The organism is Psychrobacter sp. TWR1-1-1 (assembly GCF_049895865.1).
Taxonomy (GTDB): domain Bacteria; phylum Pseudomonadota; class Gammaproteobacteria; order Pseudomonadales; family Moraxellaceae; genus Psychrobacter; species Psychrobacter immobilis_A.
The window spans coordinates 176049-197709 of sequence record NZ_JAFCTE010000006.1 but is presented as its reverse complement, the minus strand read 5'-3'; the positions used below and the strand labels follow the sequence as shown (position 1 = coordinate 197709).

17 protein-coding genes are annotated in these 21661 nt (G+C 45.2%); 2 read left to right on the top strand and 15 right to left on the bottom strand.

Annotation, left to right across the window (positions count from 1 at the left end; all coding sequences use genetic code 11):
- Positions 1 to 65: 65 nt before the first annotated feature.
- The 4 genes from ACP69U_RS08225 to ACP69U_RS08210 form a co-directional block, all read right to left on the bottom strand.
- The gene (locus tag ACP69U_RS08225) at positions 66 to 1133 is read right to left on the bottom strand and encodes a CaiB/BaiF CoA-transferase family protein (RefSeq protein ID WP_314885985.1); all 1068 of its coding nucleotides are present in this window, start codon (positions 1131 to 1133) and stop codon (positions 66 to 68) included.
- 64 nt (positions 1134 to 1197) lie between these two features.
- A complete protein-coding gene (locus ACP69U_RS08220; protein WP_314885964.1) occupies positions 1198 to 3369 on the bottom strand; it encodes a 3-hydroxyacyl-CoA dehydrogenase NAD-binding domain-containing protein in 2172 nt (723 codons plus the stop codon).
- Positions 3370 to 3454: 85 nt separating this feature from the next.
- Complete coding sequence (locus ACP69U_RS08215; protein WP_314885966.1) at positions 3455 to 4663, bottom strand: acetyl-CoA C-acetyltransferase; 1209 nt, start codon at positions 4661 to 4663, stop codon at positions 3455 to 3457.
- Between the two features lie 101 nt (positions 4664 to 4764).
- Positions 4765 to 5916 (bottom strand): acyl-CoA dehydrogenase family protein, encoded by a 1152-nt coding sequence (locus ACP69U_RS08210; RefSeq protein WP_314885968.1) that lies wholly within the window; start codon positions 5914 to 5916, stop codon positions 4765 to 4767.
- A 329-nt stretch (positions 5917 to 6245) separates the two neighbouring features.
- On the opposite strand from ACP69U_RS08210, the gene ACP69U_RS08205 reads away from it, so the two are divergent.
- The gene (locus ACP69U_RS08205) at positions 6246 to 6884 is read left to right on the top strand and encodes a TetR/AcrR family transcriptional regulator (RefSeq protein WP_045445568.1); all 639 of its coding nucleotides are present in this window, start codon (positions 6246 to 6248) and stop codon (positions 6882 to 6884) included.
- A gap of 144 nt (positions 6885 to 7028) precedes the next feature.
- Here the strand turns inward: ACP69U_RS08205 and ACP69U_RS08200 are convergent, their stop codons facing one another.
- The 7 genes from ACP69U_RS08200 to ACP69U_RS08170 form a co-directional block, all read right to left on the bottom strand.
- Positions 7029 to 7484 (bottom strand): hypothetical protein, encoded by a 456-nt coding sequence (locus ACP69U_RS08200; protein WP_201540306.1) that lies wholly within the window; start codon positions 7482 to 7484, stop codon positions 7029 to 7031.
- A 373-nt stretch (positions 7485 to 7857) separates the two neighbouring features.
- A complete protein-coding gene (locus tag ACP69U_RS08195) occupies positions 7858 to 9144 on the bottom strand; it encodes an L-pipecolate oxidase (RefSeq protein ID WP_314885973.1) in 1287 nt (428 codons plus the stop codon).
- A 17-nt stretch (positions 9145 to 9161) separates the two neighbouring features.
- Entirely contained in the window at positions 9162 to 10622 is a 1461-nt protein-coding gene (nhaC, locus tag ACP69U_RS08190) for a Na+/H+ antiporter NhaC (protein ID WP_298908983.1), read from the bottom strand.
- 285 nt (positions 10623 to 10907) lie between these two features.
- Positions 10908 to 12398, bottom strand: a complete 1491-nt coding sequence (locus ACP69U_RS08185; RefSeq protein WP_426138263.1) for an aldehyde dehydrogenase family protein — start codon at positions 12396 to 12398, stop codon at positions 10908 to 10910.
- Positions 12399 to 12568: 170 nt separating this feature from the next.
- Positions 12569 to 13969: a 2-oxoadipate dioxygenase/decarboxylase HglS gene (hglS, locus tag ACP69U_RS08180; protein WP_426138268.1), complete on the bottom strand. Its 1401-nt coding sequence runs from the start codon at positions 13967 to 13969 to the stop codon at positions 12569 to 12571.
- Between the two features lie 199 nt (positions 13970 to 14168).
- Positions 14169 to 15440 (bottom strand): 2-aminoadipate transaminase, encoded by a 1272-nt coding sequence (locus ACP69U_RS08175; RefSeq protein WP_426138262.1) that lies wholly within the window; start codon positions 15438 to 15440, stop codon positions 14169 to 14171.
- 270 nt (positions 15441 to 15710) lie between these two features.
- Positions 15711 to 16676 (bottom strand): LysR substrate-binding domain-containing protein, encoded by a 966-nt coding sequence (locus ACP69U_RS08170; RefSeq protein ID WP_426138261.1) that lies wholly within the window; start codon positions 16674 to 16676, stop codon positions 15711 to 15713.
- Between the two features lie 404 nt (positions 16677 to 17080).
- Between ACP69U_RS08170 and ACP69U_RS08165 the strand changes: the two genes are divergently transcribed.
- Complete coding sequence (locus ACP69U_RS08165; protein ID WP_201565330.1) at positions 17081 to 18280, top strand: sugar transporter; 1200 nt, start codon at positions 17081 to 17083, stop codon at positions 18278 to 18280.
- A 101-nt stretch (positions 18281 to 18381) separates the two neighbouring features.
- On the opposite strand, the gene arfB is transcribed toward ACP69U_RS08165, so the two are convergent.
- The 4 genes from arfB to ACP69U_RS08145 form a co-directional block, all read right to left on the bottom strand.
- Positions 18382 to 18795, bottom strand: a complete 414-nt coding sequence (arfB, locus tag ACP69U_RS08160; protein ID WP_426138260.1) for an alternative ribosome rescue aminoacyl-tRNA hydrolase ArfB — start codon at positions 18793 to 18795, stop codon at positions 18382 to 18384.
- A gap of 75 nt (positions 18796 to 18870) precedes the next feature.
- Positions 18871 to 19710: an HpcH/HpaI aldolase/citrate lyase family protein gene (locus tag ACP69U_RS08155; RefSeq protein WP_426138259.1), complete on the bottom strand. Its 840-nt coding sequence runs from the start codon at positions 19708 to 19710 to the stop codon at positions 18871 to 18873.
- A 220-nt stretch (positions 19711 to 19930) separates the two neighbouring features.
- Entirely contained in the window at positions 19931 to 20695 is a 765-nt protein-coding gene (locus ACP69U_RS08150) for an SDR family oxidoreductase (RefSeq protein ID WP_372815288.1), read from the bottom strand.
- Positions 20696 to 20866: 171 nt separating this feature from the next.
- Entirely contained in the window at positions 20867 to 21661 is a 795-nt protein-coding gene (locus tag ACP69U_RS08145; RefSeq protein ID WP_087813786.1) for an SDR family NAD(P)-dependent oxidoreductase, read from the bottom strand.

Genomic DNA, 21661 nt, shown 5'->3' with positions numbered 1-21661 from the left:
CCTTCCTTGGTAATCAACTTATGAAAAACTCAATGGCTTTGAAGCATTTTTCATAAAAAACCTAACTACTGAACCTGCTGCCATCCTGATGTTGCATCATACTCATCTTGATGGGCAAATAAGGGATGTGCTTTTGCTTCACTGAGGCTAAGCACAGGAGTCACACAGACATCAACGAGCGCAAAAACTTGCTGCCAATGCTCAAGCGTTTGACTAGCAAATTTATCGCTTATCGCCTTAGCCGCCGCTTGGCTTTCAGAGGTATTAGGCATAATACCAAGTTGCCAATGGCTATTTTTGAGCGCAGACAAATCCAATACTTCACACAATCCCTGCCAGAATTTTAGCTCTAACGAACCAACGGCCATATAGCGCTCGTCTGAGGTTTTGTATAGGCGATAGCAAGGCAATAATCCACCCAAAAAATCATGATGCGGTGCTGGTTGTTGTCCTGAGAAACTTTTCACCAGTGTTCCCGTTGCCTTTGGCATGACCATATGCTGGTACAAGCTGTGCGTCATACTAACGGCAACATGACGACCTTTTCCCGTCCGCTGGGCGGCGAATACAGCAGCAAGCAGTGCAATCACAGCGGTATCACTGCCGCCTGCCAAATCTGCAAATTGAACGTTAGGCATTGCCTGCTCGCCATCCGCCGTCTTTAATTGGTCTAAAACACCGCTCATCGCCATAAAGTTAATATCATGACCGGCTTTATCAGCCCAGTCATGATTAATATCAATTTTCGAATCGCTAGATGCCAAACCGTAACCAGTAATCGATACCATGACCAATTTTGGATTAATCGCATGCAGCGTTGTAGCATCTAGTCCCATGCCTTTTAGGACGCCAGGGCGAAAGCTATCCAACATAACATCAGCATCTTTGAGGTGCGCTTTGATAGCAGCAATACCTTGAGTATCACGAAAGTCATGACTTTCAATGGTTTTGCCATGATTTAGTGCTTTAAACAATTCGCCAAAGGCTCTGGCAGGATCACCATTTTTAGGTTCAATCTTAATGATTTCTGCGCCCAAATCTGCAAGCAAACGTGTGGCAAAGGGTCCCGGTAAATTACGAGTCAAATCAACGACGCGCAGCCCTTGTAAGCAATCTGCCATTAAATCTATCATTGAACCAGTGCTCGTATTAGTCACAGAATCAAGCATAGAATGAATCGTAGAATTAACCATCAGCTCAGTCATCAGAAAACACCTCACCTTTATCTGCCATATCTAGCAGAATTTGCGCTGGCTCAAAACGCTCACCGTATTGAGCCACGAGTTCACGGCTACGGGTGATGAACGCCTCTAACCCCATGGCATTGATGAACTGTAGCGTACCACCTTGATGTGGCGCAAAGCCCCAGCCAAAAATAGAGCCGATATTGGTATCAGCGACAGAGCGCACGACGTTTTCTTGATAGCATTTAGCAGATTCGTTGGCTTGGATAAACATCAAACGATCGATTAAATCTTGCTGTGATGGCTGCTCTGCTTTTGCTGGGTATAAATTCATCAGCTCAGGCCACAAGTATTTGTCGCCCTTATCGGTATACTCATAAAAGCCTTTGCCATTCTTTTTGCCCTCGCGATTGTGTTCTTTGACCAGCGTTTTGAGTATCTCGTACGAAGGACGCACAGCAATGGTTTTACCTTCAGCCTCCATATCTAGCTGCTGCTGTTCGCTCACATGCAATGCCAAACTTAATGACACCTCATCTTGCAATGCCAGTGGCGGCATGGGCATGCCAGTTTTCATACCAGCAACTTCGATGCTGCGCGGATGGACGCCCTCGCCTAACATCGCCACCCCTTCTGACACATAAGTGCCAAATACTCGTGAGGTATAAAAACCGCGACTGTCATTAACGACGATAGGTGTTTTACCGATTTGTAGCACATAATCAAAGGCTTTTGCTAAAGTGGCATCATCCGTTTGCTCGCCCATGATAATCTCAACCAACGGCATCTTATCGACTGGCGAAAAGAAGTGTAGCCCGATAAATTGATTGGGGCGGGTGCTGGCTTTAGCCAATCCAGTAATGGGCAGTGTCGACGTATTAGATGCATAGACAGCAGTGTTAGAAATCACCGCCTCAGACTGCTCAGTACACTTGGCTTTAATCTCACGATTTTCAAACACCGCTTCGATAATCAGATCACAGTCTGCCAAATCATCATAAGACACTGTTGGCTTGATGCGATTAAGTAACGCTTGCTTTTTCTCTTCCGTGGAGCGTTTACGGCTAATGGCTTTATCCAAAATGGTGGCAGAATATGCTTTGCCTTTTTCAGCGCCTGCTATGTCAGTGTCAAGGAGTACAACGTCGATCCCCGCCTTTGCAGTGACATAAGCAATGCCCGCGCCCATCATGCCTGCACCTAAAATACCAACCTTTTTGGTTTTATAGCGCTCAAAACCATTTGGACGAGATTGACCTTTTTTAATACTATTCAGCTGAGTCCATAGCGTATTAATCATATTTCTAGATTCAGCAGACAGCACACAAGCGGCGAAGTAACGCGACTCAAGCTCAAGTCCCGTATCGATATCCACTAAGCAGCCCTCGAACACGCAAGACATGATGTGAGTAATGGCTAGATAATTGCCGTGTGACTTTTGGTTGGCCATGGCAGGCGCGATAGAAAATATCGGCACAATACTAGGATATTTACTATCACCGCCGGGAATTTTAAAACCTTTTTTATCCCATGGCTGCTGGGCATCGGGATTAGCTTTGATCCAGTCTTTTGCCTGCTTGAGCATATCTGCTTTGTCAGTGGCAACGGCATTAATTAGACCCATGTCTTTAGCAGCAGTTGGACGCAGCTCTTTACCTTGGGTCATCAGCTCTAAAGCTGATTGAATACCAACCAATCGCGGTAAACGCTGAGTACCTCCGCCGCCCGGCAGCAAGCCCAATTTGACTTCAGGTAAACCCAATTTAGTCTTAGGCGAATCAATCGCGATACGATAATGACAGGCCAATGCCAACTCCAAACCACCGCCAAGTGCCGTTCCAGTCATAGCAGCGACGACAGGTTTACCTGAGGTTTCTAGCTTGCGTAAGCTAGCTTTCAGCTCTTCGACCAGCTCAAAGGCTTGTTCAGCAGTTTCAATATCAGCCAATTGGTCAATATCGGCACCGACGACAAAGGTCTCTTTGCCAGAGGTTAAAATCAAACCTTTGGCAGACGCATCGTTAATAAAGCTGTCAGTCATCACTGCAAAATTATCGGTGAAACCGTCGCCGATGACATTCATTTTGCGACTGCTTTGGTCAATCGTAACGGTGATAATGCCCTTATCAGGTTCGGCAGAAAAGTGGTTCAATGCATTGATGGCGTCTACGCTGTTTGTGCTCATTTCAAATCCTTTTTATATTATTCTATGTCGATATCAGTCACTAGAAACTAATGACAATCACTAAAATCTATTAGCGCTATCAGCACTATACGCGCTCAATGATAGTGGCAATACCCATACCGCCGCCCACACACAGCGTAATCATCGCAGTTTTTAGATCGCGACGTTCTAACTCATCAAGCACAGTCGTCATGAGCATCGCGCCCGTTGCGCCAAGTGGATGACCCATAGCGATAGCGCCGCCATTGACGTTGACGATATCAAGCGAGATGCCGAAGTCATCGGCAGTATTCAGCGGAACGGCAGCAAAGGCTTCATTGATTTCCCATAAGTCTATATCTGAAGCTTGCATACCTGCTTTTTTGAGCGCTTTTTGGCAGGCAGGCGTTGGCCCTGTCAGCATAATGGCAGGTTCTGAGCCAATGACTGAGGCCATGGTGATTTTGGCGCGTGGTTTTAGACCTGATTTTTGACCAGCAGCAGCACTACCCACTAAGCAAATTGCGGCACCATCGACGATGCCTGATGAATTGCCCGCATGATGTACGTGATTCACTTTTTCAATGGTGGTATATCTGTCCAAGATAACGCTATCAAAGCCCATCTTGCCGGGCATAATAAAAGAAGGATTGAGACCAGCTAAGGTTTCGACATTGGTGTTAGGACGAATGGTTTCATCTTTATCCAATAATGTCATGCCATTGATATCGGTGACGGGAACGACCGATTTGTCATAATAGCCCTGCTCCCAAGCATGCGCGGCGCGGCGATGTGACTCGGTAGCAAACTCGTCCACATCGGTGCGACTAAAGCCTTTTAGCATCGCTATGGTATCCGCGCCAACGCCTTGCGGGACAAAATGCGTCGCTTCATTAACCCGTGGATCCATATACCATGCACCGCCGTCAGAGCCCATCGGTACGCGGCTCATCGACTCTACGCCACCTGCGACTACCATGTCCTCCATACCTGACATGATTTTGGCGGCAGCTAAATTGATAGACTCCAGACCTGAGGCACAAAACCGAGATAAAGTGACACCCGCGACACTTTGCGCCCAGCCAGCATCAATAACGGCTATACGGGCGATATCAGAACCCTGCTCACCAACGGGCGTCACGCAACCGAGCACCACATCATCGACCAAACTGGTATCCAAATGGTGGCGCTGTTGCATTTCCTTTAACAAGGTACGGGCAAGCCAAATTGGTGACGCCTGATACAAGGAGCCATCCTTTTTGCCTTTACCACGTGGGGTACGGATAGCATCATAAATGTAAGCAGTCTCAGTCATAAAAATCCCTTTTTATTTTTTGAATAAATAACCATGATGGATGATGGCAATATAATCTATTTCTTAGAATCAGAAGTAGAACCAAAAAGCAAATCAGCCACTTACATAAAGCGTGACGCCAGCTCTTTCATGATTTCATTGGTGCCGCCATAGATTTTTTGTACTCGCGCATCAGCATATAGGCGAGCAATCGGGTATTCTGTCATGTAGCCATAACCGCCAAACAGCTGGACGCATTCGTCTATCACATCACACTGCTTTTGCGTCACCCAATATTTAATCAAAGACGCCTGCGGTACCGTCAATTTGCCTTCTAACATGGCATCGACAGCGGCATCACACATCGTGCTGGCAGCGAGATAATCAGCGTAGCATTCTGCCATTTTAAAGCGCGTATTTTGAAACTTCCAAATAGGCTTACCAAAGGCTTCCCGACCTTTGACATACTCTAGAGTCAAATTAATCGCCAATTTCATCGCACCGACGCCTGTTAAGGCAATAATTAGACGCTCGCGTGGCAGCTCTTGCATCATTTGAATAAAACCCATGCCTTCGACAGTGCCCAATAGATTTGTTTGCGGCACACGTACATTGCTGAAAAACAGCTCTGACGTATCTTGTGAGGTCAGACCAATCTTATCGAGATTACGACCACGCTCGAACCCTTCTACCTTGTCCGTTTCTACCATGATAAGCGAAACACCTTGCGCACCTTTTTCACGATCGGTTTTGCAGGCGAGCAAAATCAGGTTGGCATGCTGACCATTAGTAATAAAGGTTTTTGAGCCATTAATAATATAATCATCGCCGTCTTTTACGGCATAGGTTTTAATGTTCTGCAAATCTGAGCCAGTGCCTGGTTCGGTCATGGCAATCGCAGCCACATACTCACCGGTCGCCATCTTAGGTAGCCATTCTTTTTTCTGCGCTTCCGTACCATGACTCAAGATATAAGGCGCGACAATACCTGAATGTACCATGCCGCCGAATCCGGATTGATTGGCCTCCGCTTGCGCATAAAGAAGCGCTGCTTCATGACCAAAGTCACCGCTGCCGCCGCCATATTCCTCTGGAATCGATGCACATAAAAAGCCCATCGCGCCTGCCTCCTCCCACGCGGCGCGGTCAATCATGCCGTTTTTGCGCCACTGCTCATCTTTTGGCTCCCACGATTGAAACATTTTAAGCGCACTATCATGCACCATCTGGTGCTCTTCGGTCATCCAGTTCGGGGTGAATTTTTCAATACTCATATTGTCTATCCTTGACAAGGGGAAGTTGATAATGGCTAGGGCGTGTCCTCAATTCAAACGAGGACACGCCCTAATATAAAATACTATTGAGTGTAAACATATTATTTATGGTAATTTTAATTACCGTTATATACAATCTTAGTATTCTTTATATTTAATATCATACAAAACTTATACTAGGACAGTAAAAGACAATGCGCAACCAATTAAATAATAATAGTAATTAAAATTACCCAACTTACTTTTATCTTATTAATCCTTAAATGATGTACTACTTCAAGCATGAGCTATCTAAAAATACCTACCGTAAAGGAGCTACGAAACCAACGATGAAAACCACGAGCCAGATACCTAGCACGATTGAAACCCGCGCCTTGGCACCCTTATCCGATATGCGCCCTGCTACTTTAGAAAAAATTGAAAAAGCCGTTCGTAAAGTGTTTGCAGGTTTTGACTCTAATGAGGTGACCATGGCGCAGATTGCAAAGTCTGCCAATGTCTCACTACAGACGCTGTATAAATATTTTGGTGATAAGCAAACACTGTTTTATACCATCATGGATATTGTATTAGGCAGGTTGGCGGCGCGCATCATGGATCATTTGCAAGGCATTGATAGCGTGCAAGATCGGCTGCGCAAGACATTATGGGTCTGTTTTGACTTTGTAGATTCGCATCCTGATGCCGTGATGGTGCTGTCTTCGGTATCGGCATCGCGTATACGTAATATTGCAATTTATGAAAATAAGGAGCTGATTGGCGCATTTTTGAATGTATTAGAAGATGGTCAAAACCGCGGAGTACTAAATGACACCGTGCCCCTTTATATACTTTTTGATGTGTTTATGGGTTTTATCAGTCGTCTTGGCTTGATGCATATCATCCGCCAGACCGATACACCCATTAATGCAGAGTTTGATGCGTTATTCGTGATTTTATGGCGAGCCATATCAAAGCCTGATATATAGTCAGTTCGATATACAATAACTTGTACGATATTATGAAGTATTCATACCAGCCAATTTTTCAATTTCACCATAAAAGATCACAACGAAAAAAGCCTCACTTTGCAGTGAGGCTTTACTTAATGCTTAAAAACTAATGCTTAAAAATTAACATTCCTTAGATTTTTTTAGCTTATATTTTTCTAATCTATCAACCATTTCATAATCTTGTTCACTCATCTGTTGATAGGCATTGCTTACACTGCCATAGGATGAATTTTTATTATCATGCTGAGCGTGCACAGCAGCATCTTTGATCTGGGCAATGTCTTCTGCAAACGGAGTATGAGGGATATCCAGCACAGAAAATAGCACGGCTAAAAATTCTTCAGCGGTAAAATATTTATCCATATAGCTGCCATCAAGCCCAAGGTATTTATTCGATAATACATGACGTAGGCGCTCACAAGCAGGGATGGTATGCTTGATAGGATAGCCCATGGCTTTGACAATATCTTGCGAACGCAGCTCAAGTGTCGCTATCTGATTGATCGCATACTGGGCAAGAAGATGGCGTGGATGATAATGACGGGTATATTTGGATTGGTTAGCAATGTGGCTCATGATATTGAACACCTTAGACTCCTGTAACTCCGACGAAAAAGGTTGAAATACGCCCAAATAGGCAAATAAAATCAGGCACAAATGAGGATGTCGGAGTACAGGCTCATGCGCTTTACCAGAATTGTTTTATATCGTGCTGGAAGTTGCAAGGTTTGTACGCCACCATTTATAACGATAATGGCTGGCAATGACAAAACTGTTAAACCCACGATAATGACTTAAAGATGATAGCATATCAGATAATAGAAAATAAATACTGATATTAATACGCTTTGGTAATCACACGATTGTTACGGTCTCTCTATCGCCGTCAAAGTCTGAATACCTTTATATTTAAAAACGGTAGAAAAAATCAGATGATGACTCAACAAAGCTATCTAATTATTTTTAGACATTGACCTGCATGATATAAAGTCAGTCCCAACTCAGTAAAGCCAGATTTCATCCCGCCAAAAGAGACTTTTGCCTCTTCTAAGGTCTTAAATGGCAAGGGAATACTGTCTCTATTACCGGTCATTATATAATCTGCAAAGCACTTACCCATTAGCGTGCCTGTGGTAATGCCGCGACCATTATAAGCCGTTGCGGTCAGCAAGCCCTCGTCGGGCTCCATGACTCGAAAAATATGATCTTGCGTAAAGCCAAAGCTACCAGTCCACTCATACTGCCACTTAAATGCTGGCAAATCTGGATAATAGCTCTTTTGCACCGCATTGGCCCATGATTGATAAAAGGATTTTGGTTTAAGCTGTGTACCACCTACCGTTCCCAATAATAGGCGATCGTCGTCATCACGGCGAAAGCTAGACAAGGCCAAACGAGTATCCCATGCCCCTGTTTTGTACGGTAAGATACGATCTGCCGCCTCTCCGCTGAGCGGCTCAGATGCAATCTGATAATAATAAACCAAATAAAATGTTTTTTTGATTTCTGTCCACTCGCCTTCGGTATAAGCGTTGGTCGCAATAATGACGCGCTCAGATTTCACTCGCGCTTTAGAAGTCCTTGCATACCAATAGCCATCCACCTTTTCTAAGGCTTCAACAGCGGAATGCTCATAGATAGTGACACCAAGACTGGTTGCTACTTTTGCAAGTCCTCTGACATAAGCCAGTGGATTTATAGTACCAGCCCGATGATCGAGTAGTGCTTTATTGATACTTGTCGTCCCGCAATATTCATGGCATTTACTGCCCGTTAGTACTTCAACATTCGCACCGCGACGGCTCAACTGCTCGTATCTAATATCGACATCGACTTCACCTTTGGCGTTATGTGCCATGTGGATATTACCGGCTTGAGTGGCTTGGGCGTCGATATTATAACGTTTGATTAAGTCGAATACTAAGCTTGGCGCCTGCCCAAGGGCGTCTGTCAAGCGCTCACCTGCTACTTCACCTAGCGCAATATTCAAATCATCAGGGCGCGCCCAAGTACCTGCATTGACGAGCCCTACGCTTTTACCAGAGCCGCCACTGCCAATGGTATGGCTCTCTAAAAGGATAACTTTGACGCCTTTTTCTGCCAAATGAATCGCCGCCGATAACCCTGTATAACCGCCGCCTATGATACAAATAGTCGCTTCAGTATCGCTATTCATCTGGCTGTAGGTATCAATAATAGGTGCGGTCATATTCCACAAACATTGCTCTTGCAACATCTTATATTCCTTCTAAATTACACGTTGTCTACAGTGGAGAGCGTGCTTGTGTCGTTATTAAGAATAGGTTCTTCACGGGGAATGAATTTATCTAAGAATACCCATAGCAAGCCAAATAGCGGCGATAACCAGCAGGCAAAAGCAAATGGCGCATAAGTAAGCGTTGCAATACCTAAGGTTGCCGCGACGAAACTACCACCCATGTTCCAAGGAATCAAAGGAGATAACAGAGTGCCGGTATCTTCAATAGAGCGGGTAAGCGTCGTGCGCTTGTAACCCATTTCTTGATATTTGTCTTTGAGTAGACGGCCTGGCAATACCAGTGTGGTATAGACGTCACCGATGAGCGTACCGACACCAAGCGTGCTGGCATACGTGGTAATTACCAAACCAAATCTTGATTTCACCATCTTATTGATTTTTGCCATGATGGCTTTGAGCGTACCGTAATGCTCAATTGAGCCGACGAAAGCTAAGGCAAAGATGGTCAAGGTCACAACCCATGTCATCGACATGATGCCGCCTTTAGACAGCAGTTGGTCGACGACAGCAAAGCCTGTTTCACTGACGAAGCCATTTTGTAAGACAGTAAAAATGTCGTGCACACCCACGCCTTGCATAAAGAACGCGACCAATCCTGCAACCACCACACCTGATAATACCGTTGGAATAGCAGGCATTTTCATTACTGCCGCAATGACAACGACCACAGCAGGCAATAAGGTAATTATGCTCAAGTTATAGTTGGCCGCTAGTGAGGCTTGAATGTCTCTGATTGAAGATAAATCGACATTTTCTGCGCCGTAGCCCATCCCAATCCATGCATAGATAATCAATGCAGTCACCATGGCAGGTACGGTGGTTGGCAACATACCGCGGATGTGCTCCCAAAGGTCAATACCGGCAGCGGCTGGGGTTAAGTTGGTGGTGTCAGATAAAGGGGACATTTTGTCGCCGAAAAAAGCACCAGAGACGATAGCGCCGCCTGTTAGTGACGGCGGAATGCCCAAGCCTAGCCCAATACCCATCATGGCAAGGCCGACCGTACCAACCGTGCCCCAAGAGGTACCGGTTGCAACAGAAATAATGGCGCAAATTAGACAGACAGAGACTAGGAATGATGAAGGAGAAAAAACGCTAAAACCGTAGTATAAAATCGTGGGAACCGTACCAGCGATAATCCAAGCACCGATGAGCATACCAACGCCCATCAAGATAATCATGGCCGGCAGACCAATTTTGACAACCTTTAAAAAGCGTTGTTCCATGCCATCCCAGTCACGGCCACGCAGCTTCATAAACAAGCCAGTGATTAAAATACCGCAAGCTAAGGGAATGTGAGGGGTAAAATCTTTGAATACAAAAAACTGAACCATTAGAATAATGGCAGTCAACACCAGAGGTGCAATATCTAATAAAAAACTAGAAGACGGACCATAGCCATCTTTAGCTTCGTCATAAGGTTTATCATCCATCATAAGACACCTACCTTCCTTAGTAGTGGATACTGCTGTCATGGATATAACAGTAGTGTAAACAACCAATCCATGGCTGCTGATAATGCTGAAAAAAGTGCGAAAAAGGTTACGGCAAAGGGAGTAAAAAGCCTGTCTTTGAAATCATGAATGGTTATTCATCACTTCCGCAGGCTTTCATACTAAAACAATAAGTACTTAATAATTGGCGACCAAAATAGCTAATAACTGGCTTGTTAAATAGGCACTGAGCCTACTTAACAAGCATCACGTCACGTCACATTGTTATTAGCCAAAGTTGATGCCTTGTGCCAGTGGCAGCTCGGTTGAGTAGTTGACCGTATTGGTCTGACGACGCATATAAGCTTTCCATGCGTCCGAACCTGATTCACGACCACCGCCGGTTTCTTTTTCACCGCCAAATGCGCCGCCAATCTCAGCGCCACTGGTGCCGATGTTGACGTTGGCGATACCGCAATCACTACCGCGGTCACTGAGGAAAGTTTCAGCTTCACGTAAGTCATTGGTAAAGATACAAGATGACAGCCCTTGTGGCACATCGTTTTGCATCGCTAGCGCATCGTCAAATCCTTTATAAGGCATGACATATAAAATCGGTGCAAACGTCTCACTACGTGCCACGTCATTTTGCTCATCAAGCTCAACAATCGCCGGGGTCACATAATAAGCATCGGGGAATTTATCCATTAGTACACGTTCGCCGCCCGTGACTTTACCGCCAGTATTGCGGGCTTTTTCTAACGCCGCTTGCATGTTATTAAAGCTGTCTTCATCGATTAGTGGACCGACCAAATTGCCTTCAAGCGGATGGCCGATGCTCACCGTCTCGTATGCAGACTTAACGCGCGGTAAGATATCGTCTTTGACCGACTCATGAACGAACAGACGGCGTAAGGTGGTGCAACGCTGGCCTGCCGTTCCTACTGCTGAGAATAGAATGCCTCGTAGCGCCAAATCTAAATCGGCAGTGGGTGCCAAAATCATGGCGTTATTACCGCCAAGCTCTAGCAAGCATTTACCAAAACGCTCAGCGACTTTTGGCCCCACTTCTCGGCCCATACGCGTACTGCCGGTGGCACTGACTAAAGCGATGTCTTTGTTTTCAACCAGCGCATTACCGATATCGGTTTTACCCAATATGATTTGCGATAAATGTGCTGGTGCTTCACCAAATTTTGCCAAGGCCTTTTCAAATAACGCTTGGCAAGCTAAGGCGACAAGTGGGGTTTTTTCTGAAGGTTTCCAGATGACAGGGTTGCCACAAACGATGGCCAATGCCGTGTTCCAAGACCAAACGGCGACTGGGAAGTTAAAGGCAGAGATGACGCCGATGACACCAAGTGGATGCCATGTCTCACGCATGTGGTGACCTGGGCGTTCTGAGGCGATGGTTAGACCATAAAGCTGACGCGATACGCCCACGGCAAAGTCACAAATATCAATCATTTCTTGTACTTCGCCAAGACCTTCTTCTTTGATTTTTCCGGCTTCTAGCGATACTAAGATACCTAAATCTTCTTTGTGCTCACGCAGGACTTCACCCAACAGACGAATCAGCTCACCACGTTTAGGGGCAGGAACGACACGCCATTCTTGAAAGGCTTGTTTGGCATTTTGGATTTTAGTATCGACGTCGGCCACTGTATCTAACGTGACTTTACCGATGACTGAGCCATCAATTGGGGTGGTGACTTCAAAGTCGCCATTTTGATAGTGTGCTTCTTCTACGCCCATTGCAGACATATATTGCTTAATCATAATCAATCCCTTGCATATTGGTATAATGGTTTACTACGTCCTTGACTGACTTATAAAATTACCCTGCTACCTACTAAGTTGCAAAATAATAAATTTCTTGCAGTCATTCCTTTTTGGAATGACGTGCTAATAAGTCGGCTATAAGCTAGACATTTCTAGCATAATTTGTACTAAATACTGACACTAGACAGGCACTGCTCAAGGCTTTGCGCCTGCATCGCTTCATACAATGCCATCTCATCATAAATGGCTGCGCCCAAATCACGCTCAAACTCTTGTTGGCTTGAGTAACCGTCATATTGGCTTGGCTGCGCCTGTTGCAGATTCGATTGAAAGATACCAGCGGCACTGACGGGCAAAAAGTCCTCATAAACGATAGGTTCAATGCGAAGCACCTCGTCATTAATCAGAGCAGTCAGCTTAGCATTAGGCAGTTTATTCAAATCATCAGTGCTTAAGCTGCCGGCCAACAACGCTTGACCGTCTTCAGAATCAAGAGTGCTATCCGTCAACTGGTAATAAAAATACGCCAGCCCCTCATCGTGTAGAGTTTGATAATCATCAGGGAAAGCGGTAAATATCTCAGTCAAAATTTGATTATACTGAGCCGCATTGTCCTCATTTGGGGTAGCACCAAGCTGGCGGCGAGCTGCGGCCAATAATTCATCATAAAGCGCGCGGCCCTTTTGTGTTAACGCCACACCGCGTTGCTCAATCTCTCCAAAGCGCGCGGTATGGTGCCCTTGCTCGTACTCTTCATGGCTAGCGTCTGAGTGATTAGCAACTTTAAAGCCAACCGCTTCTTGTAGCGCCTTAAAACTGGTTTGCCTTAATAAGATAGGACATGCTCTACGCGGTGGCCCTTCGATAATGGCTTTTGAGGGTATGCCTCTTGCTTGCATGCCTTGTTGTACGGCATCAATATCCAAGGTTCTAGGCGTTAAATGATTGATATGCGGACCCTTAAAGCCAACCACATCAGCGACCAGCGGATGCTGATTTAATAAACGCTGATAGAGCGCTTTTGCCACCGGCGTTTTATCATGCCAGCGAAATGTCTCTAACGCTTCTTGGACAAATTGCTCTGCTTGCGCAGCAGTTAAACCACCTTGCGCCTCAAAAATCTCAATGAGCTCAATAACGCCAGCAGTGAATATCTGACGCTGCGCCAGCGTGGCCGTGGCTTCTTGTTTTAAGGTTTCATCGGCAATCAAATCTAAACGCAATAACGAGGTAAAAACGCGAAAGGGGCTTTTATGCAATGAATGCGAGTCAAGCGCGCGAAAAGCTGTTGAATGTACCGGCACGCCAGCAGGCGCTAAATCGTAGTAGCCGACAGGGTGCATACCCATCACGGCAAAAAGACGGCGCATCATGCTCAGCTCTGCTGCGGTACCCAGTCGAATCGCCCCGTGGCGCTCCATGCTTAGACGTTCAATCTCGCCCGTATGCAGCAGCTGTGATTTAATATCGGGATGTGAGGTTAATACTTCGGTATTGACATCACTGACCAAATCAACCAAGTCGCCGTATAGCGGCACCTCATCTTGGTACATCGCTGACATTGCCATAGAGAAATCATGGCGGATATCATCGCTACAGATAAAATCCTTATCTGGACTGACGCTACTATTTTTCACAAATAAACATCCTTGTAATAGAGTTAATAAATTTTTAGCTTAATAATAAGTATTTGATTTCGAGCATTTGGTTATGACGATGCACTATCAATCCTAAGCACGCCTAAACATGCCTAAGCATTCCTAAACATTAAGCGGCAGGCAATCCATCAGGAAGCGCGATGAGTACCTCTTTTAGAATATCCAACCCTTCTTTTAGGGTGTCAGGCTCTATGGTGAGTGGTGGCAATAAGCGAATGATATGGCGATGTTGCCCACTTGGCATCAGCAATAGACCACGCTCGCGGGCTTTGGTTAATACTTGCGCCATCACACTTGGATGGACATCATGCTCAGGATGGCGCAGCTCAATACCGCGCATCGCACCGATACCGGTAAGACCAAATAACCAAGGTGAGATACCTTCTTGCTGCCATTGGCTGATGGTCGTCTCAATCGTCTGGGTATAATGCTTGGCTGACTGCCAAACGTCATCAGCTTGCATGATATCGAGCGTGGCATTGGCAGCGGCGCAAGCCACTGGATTGCCAGAATAAGTACCACCCAAACTGCCTTTGGGTAGACCATTGACCACACTAGCCTTGCCTATGACCGCACCTAAGGGCAAGCCGCCTGCGATACTTTTGCCAAGTAAAATAAGGTCAGGCTCAATCCCTAAATGGGTAAAAGCAAACGGCGTGCCCGTACGACCATAACCGGATTGAATTTCGTCCATGATAAGTAACATGCCGTGCTCATCACAAAACTTACGTAGATATTGCGCAAAGGTGGGCGATAACAACTGAAAGCCGCCTTCCCCTTGTACAGGTTCGACGATGATGGCACCGATATTGTCGATATCGGTTTCTACCATAAATAAACGCTGGAGCGCGTCAATCGCTTGCTCGTCGCTGATATTGTTATCGGGACTGGGAAAAGGAATGTGATAAACGCCGCTCCCTAATACACCAAGCCCGCGCTTATACGGCGCGACCTTACCATTGAGATTGACGGCAGCCAGTGTGCGCCCATGAAAGCCACCATCAAACGCAATGACGCCTGTGCGACCCGTTTTCATGCGTGCTATCTTGATGGCATTTTCGGTCGCTTCTGCGCCGCAGTTGGTGAGCATTCCCGCCAGCTCGCCGCTAATAGGCACAAGCTCACATAATCGCGGCATAAAGCTTTGATACGGCTGATGCGCTGCCGCATTGTAGGCATAGTGAATCAGCGCCTGGGCTTGCTGGATGATGGCGTCAACGATGTGAGGGTGGCAATGACCAAAGTTTAAAACACCAATACCACCGACAAAATCTATATAGCTGCGGTCATTGTTGTCCCAAACTCTGGCATTTTTTCCTTTGACGAGCGTGAGCGGATGCACCATCGTAAAGGCATCGGTCACATTATAAAGCTTGTCCATGATGAATCTCTATCTCTTCCTTGAGTTAGACTCATTTCAACAAAACATCATTCCGGCAGCAAACGAATAATAGTTGTGGTGGCATTCCTTTTTGTCATTACCAGTAAATTAGCTTCCTAAACGAATCTTTTAAAAACAAAAAAACTGCGTATCAAGGCAGTTTTTTTTGTTTAGCTTGTTAAATTCTCAAAGCAAACAACTTTGTAGGATAAAAACCACAAGACCAGTGCTATAAAAAATACTTTAGGTTATAAATAAACGTAAGTGACATTATAAAACCAACCCTAACGCCTTTTCACGTTCATCTGAGATTGCTAAATAAGCCGTAATCCATTCTAAAACCGCTTTGACCTTATGCGATTGCCCTGAAGAGACAGGATAAGTCACATAGTAGCTACCGCGACCCTTTGCCGCATAATCCCACGCCATCACTAAAGCGCCTGATTGTAGCTCGGGCTCAACCAAACGTAACGGCACTAAGGCTATACCATAACCCAGTAAGGCGGCAGAAATGCAGGCATGAAAAGTCTCAAAACGTGGACCTACAAAGGTGCCATCGACGCTGATATCTTGTTGCTTAAAATACTCATACCACGCACTTAAGCGCGAGCTTATTTGCAATAACACATAGTCATCCAAACACTCCCTACTTGTCAAACACTCAGTACTCAGTGTTTTATCTCGCAAATACTGCGGCTGACAGACCGCAACGCAGTATTCATCGAACAGTTTTATAGACTCCATATTGCTCCACATGCCATCACCATACAAAAAAGCAATATCGACATTTTGGTCTTCAGAAAAAAACGGCCCCACCAGCTCTTTAATATCCAAGTTAATAAGTGGATATTCTTGACTAAAGCCACTGAGTGCTGGAATCAACCAGCGGGCACAAAATGTCGGATGCGAGACGATTTTTAGCAGCTCAGTATTACTGCTATGCGACATCAGATTGGTGGTCGCCACCTCGATATGTTTTAAAATCTCTAACACTTCAAGATAATATGACTTGCCAGCAGGGGTCAATGAAATCCGGTGCGGCGTCCGATAAAACAAAGACAGGTTTAACATCTCCTCCAACTGCGCCACTTGCTTACTGATGGCGCTTTGGGTCATGTGCATCTCTTGCGCGGCATTGGTAAAACTCAAATGACGAGCAGCGGTCTCAAAACATTGCAGCGCCGTCGTTGAAGGGTATCTTCTAAAGGCTAATGGTTTATTGGTGTCTGTTTTCATAGATTGCTTTTCTTTTATTCCATCTTAGTAAAATATCAATGATTATTTAAAATCACGTTATCAGGCATTCCTAGCCTATGGCGTCATCATACCTATATTCAAGCGTAAATAGCGATACCTCACTATAAACACTATGTAACTGACACTGATGCCATCATCAGATTTACTTAACCATTCAACCAATTATTCGGTCGCTAATTTTAAAGACTCTCCTACAAAAAACACGGTCTATTCCTGATAAAATAGTAGGGTCTGATGATAGGCTCTGACATACCGCAACTGATTTGCTATCTTGCCCTCCTCTTTTTCATCATTACGACCTATGCCGCCGTTATTCTTAAACTCATGAATTATTTTTCAGCTAATTTGCACTATTAGCGCCTTCTTTATTTGTATTGGATCATATGAAACATAACCTTGAGGTGAGCGCAAATGCTCGCCGAACTCAGTATTTCCAAGTATTTTTGATGGGCGTCAGCGCCTTTATCATGAATACCACCGAATTTGTCCCCGTTGCCCTATTAAGTGACATTGCCCAAGATTTTTCCATCACTACGGCTGAGACTGGCTGGATGTTGACGCTGTATGCGTGGATTGTCGCGGCCATGTCATTGCCATTGATGCTACTCACCAGCCGCTTTGAGCGTAAAAGCTTACTTTTGGGCTTGTTTGTGGTATTTATTGCCAGTCATGTATTGTCCGTATTTGCTTGGAGCTTTGATGTATTGCTGATTAGCCGCGTGGGTATTGCGCTATCGCATGCGATATTTTGGTCAATCACCGCAGCGATTGCGATACGCGTAGCACCAGAAGGCAAAAAAGCACTGGCGCTTAGTGTACTTGCGACCGGTACTTCATTGGCGATGGTGCTTGGCGTGCCACTAGGGCGCTTAGTTGGTCAATGGTTTGGCTGGCGGGCGACCTTTGGCGGTATTGGCGTGATTGCTTTTATCGTCTTTATCTTGCAAGCAAGGCTATTGCCAACGCTACCAAGTATGTTTGAAGGCTCGTTTAGAAAAATCCCAGAATTGCTTAAAAACCCCTTATTGGTCTGTTTGTATCTACTCATTTTACTGGTCTTTACCGCTCACTATACCGCTTATTCTTATATCGAGCCTTTTATGCGTCAAGTCGGCGCCATCAGTGAAAACGCCGCGACGGTTGTCTTGCTATTATTTGGAGTAGCAGGGATTGCCGGCAGTGTTATTTTTAGCCGTTGGGGTGATCGTTTTAATACCAGATTGATGCTGATATCGATCATATTAATGCTGATATCTATGCTGGTACTATTGTTTGCCGTGACTTCTATCTGGGCGCTGAGCTTCATTGCGTTACTGTGGGGCGCGGCGCTGATGCTGCTGATTATCTCTATGCAAGCCAAAGTCATCATGGTCGATGTCACGGCGCAAGACATGCTGATGTCGATGTTCTCAGGCATTATTAATTTAGGAATTGGCGCCGGTGCGCTGTTTGGTGGTTATGCCGTAACGCATATTTCAATATCAAGCGTCGGCTATGTTGGTGCCGCTATCGCCAGTGTGTCGCTGCTGTTGATGTTATTTATGATAAAGCGCTTTCCCGAGTTAAGTAGAAGACTTGGTTAGCTAAAAATCTGATAGTAAATAAGCATAAAAAATGCCAGCCACTTACATGGGCTGGCATTTTGCTTTCTCGTTCATTTAAAAATAGGAAATAAGCCACCTATTTAAAAATCCACTTTACCGCGCAAGGCTTTTGTTTTGCCGCGCTGGGTCTTTTGATCCACCCGTTTGCGCTTAGCATTTCTGCTAGGTTTAGTTGGCTTTCTGGTTTGATTGACATGAGTGGCTTTTATAATAAAGCTTTGCAGCCGCTCAAAGGCATCTATCTTATTCCGCTCTTGGGTACGAAATTGCTGCGCCTTAATAATTAGTACGCCTTCTTTGGTGATTCGGCTGTCTTTACTGTCTAATAAACGCTGCTTAATGACATCACTCAGGCTTGAGGCATGGATATCAAAACGCAGATGGATAGCAGACGACACTTTATTGACGTTTTGCCCACCTGCCCCTTGTGCCCGTATGGCACTAATCTCAACATCACTATCATTCAGACTAATGGTATTACTAATAAAAATCATAGAGCTCTTTTTAAATCATAAATAAGTATGATGAATAATAAACCATTATTTGCTTCCCTGCTACTTCGTCAATAACTAAGCTAATAGCTGGCGACAGCGCGCAATCACTGGCGCGTCTACCATTTGACCATCTATCTCAAACACTGCCTGCCCGCTTCGCTCATACTCTTCGACCACACGCTGAGCAAATGATAGCTCACTCTCTGTCGGCTTAAGGGCGCGCTGCACAACAGCCACTTGTTTGGGATGAATACACAGCATTCCTGACATACCCATCTGTGACCATAAACTTACTCGGGCACTTAGTCCTATCTCATCATTAAAATCAGGATAGACCGTATCGATGGGCGCTGCTAACTTATGTACTTTAGATATCAAAACCAACTGATAGCGAATCTGATTGGCGACGATATCAGCAGCAGGCGTACCTACTTGCACGTGCAAATCATTGCATAAATCTAAAAAACCATAGCTGAATCCGACCAAGCCTGACACTTTAGCCATCGCATCAATATAGTATAACCCAACCGCACTTTCTATCAGTGCAATAATAGGTAAGCCAGTACCCAGATAGGCTTTCTGTATATCTGATGCTTGCTCCGCCTTGGCCAGTACGATTCCTACAAGATTAGGCATCTGCTGACACAGCGCGATATCTTTTATAAATGCATCACTGCCTGCTCTATTAATACGTAGCCAAATCGGCTGATAATCTACACTGTCATGATATTGTTGTAATGCTTTGCGGGCGTCTGCTTTATCTTCTGGCGCAACAGCATCTTCTAAATCGACAATAACCGCACCTGCGCCACTAGCAAAGGCTTTCGCTACTCTGTCGATGCGAGTCGCTGGCACGAACAGCCATGTTTTATTTTGAGAAATTATATTTGTTTTATGATTGGTCACTGAATCCATGATTGATTTCCATATTATGCAAGTAGCGGTTAGTACCTTCATTATGCCATTACACAGCCTATTTTTACTTCAAATTATAATCTATCGATGCAATGACACTAAAAGGATCTAGACACTCGATCAAAAAAAAATCAAAAAAAACTGCATGGAAATAAATCTCATGCAGTTCTTAATAGTCATGCTTTCTTTTACTGGTATTCTAAGTCTTCTGAGGGGCTAACTAAGCCAACATACCACCATCGACAACGATAGTCGCGCCTGTGGTATAGCTTGATGCGTCAGACACTAGATATAATACCGTGCCAGCCATCTCGTCAGGCTCAGCCACACGTCCTAGCGGAATCGAGTGTAGTGCCATTTTTAACACTTTATCATTGGTCGTCAAGGCAGAAGCAAACTTGGTATCAGTTAGACCTGGCAGTAAAGCATTGACGCGGATATTAAGTGGGCCACACTCTTTAGCAAAAGCTTTAGTCATGCTAATGACCGCCGCTTTGGTGATTGAGTAGATGCCTTGCTTGTCGCCTGCTACTAAGCCATTGACCGATGCGGTATTTAAGATGACGCCGCCACCTTGTTCTTTCATCATTTTGCCAGCAGCAGTCGACATAAAGAAGTAGCCGCGAATGTTTACCTCAACCGTCTTATCAAAAGCGGCTAAATCCGTATCTAAGATATGGCCATAGTAAGGGTTGGCTGCGGCATTATTGACCAAGATATCGATTTGGCCAAACTCGCTTTTGATATGCTCAAAAATCGCATCAATCTGCGCCATCTCGCCCACGTGACAAGCAAAGGCACTGGCTTTGTGACCATCAGCGATGATGCTATCAGCGACTGCTTGGCAAGCATCGATTTTGCGGCTTGAGACGATCACATGCGCGCCTCTTGATGCCAATAAACGAGCAATAGATTCGCCAATACCGCGGCTAGCGCCAGTAACCAAAGCAACCTTACCAGTTAAATCAAATAAATCTTTCATCATGATTCCTTATATTTTTATAAAATTTATATTTTCAATCATTCTTGAGCGCTGAATTCATCTATCCAAAACATATGTCTAAAACTGGATAACTAAACGCAGATAATCGCTGTCATATCTAACGGCGATTATCGAGCACCAACGAATTGAATAATGAGCGCTCAACAGTCGTAGTTACGCTAGCATACCACCATCTAAGGTAAAGGCATGACCGTTCATAAAGCTGCTCTCATCGCTTGCCAGCCATGCAATTGCGGCAGACACTTCGTTAACGTCTCCCAAACGGCGCATTGGACTGGCCTTAATCGTTGCTTGCTGCGTACGCTCGTCCATGGTCGCCATGGTATTGCGTACCATAGGGGTATCGATAAAACTTGGGCAGACCGCGTTAAAACGAATATTGGCACGAGCATACTCATGTGCAGCAGATTTGGTCAAACCCATCACTCCATGTTTAGCCGCACTATAGGCTGAGAGCATAGGCGCTGAACGTAGACCTGCGATAGATGCGACGTTAATCACATGACCACCACCATTAGGCAGCATACAGTTGACGGCGGCACGCATACAGTGCCATACACCTTTTAAGTTAACAGCGATATTACGATCAAAATCATCATCGCTTAGCTCATGCATTGGCGAGGGCTTATGGTCGATACCAGCATTGTTTACCACCACATCTAGACCGCCAAGCGTTTCTACTGCGAAGTCGAACAACGCACGTACTTCATCACCGCTGGTCACGTCTACTTTTTTGAAGACGACACTGTTACCAGCGTCTTGACCTTGCTTGGCAACCGCAGCACCCATCTCTTCTGCCATATCACCAATCACCACTTTTGCGCCGCGACTGGCTAACAATAATGCGCTTGCTGCGCCGATACCCGAGGCACCGCCCGTGATTAAAATTCGTTTGCCAGCCACATTGCTAGCTACATCTGATGCAATTCCATTTGTATTCAGTGTCAT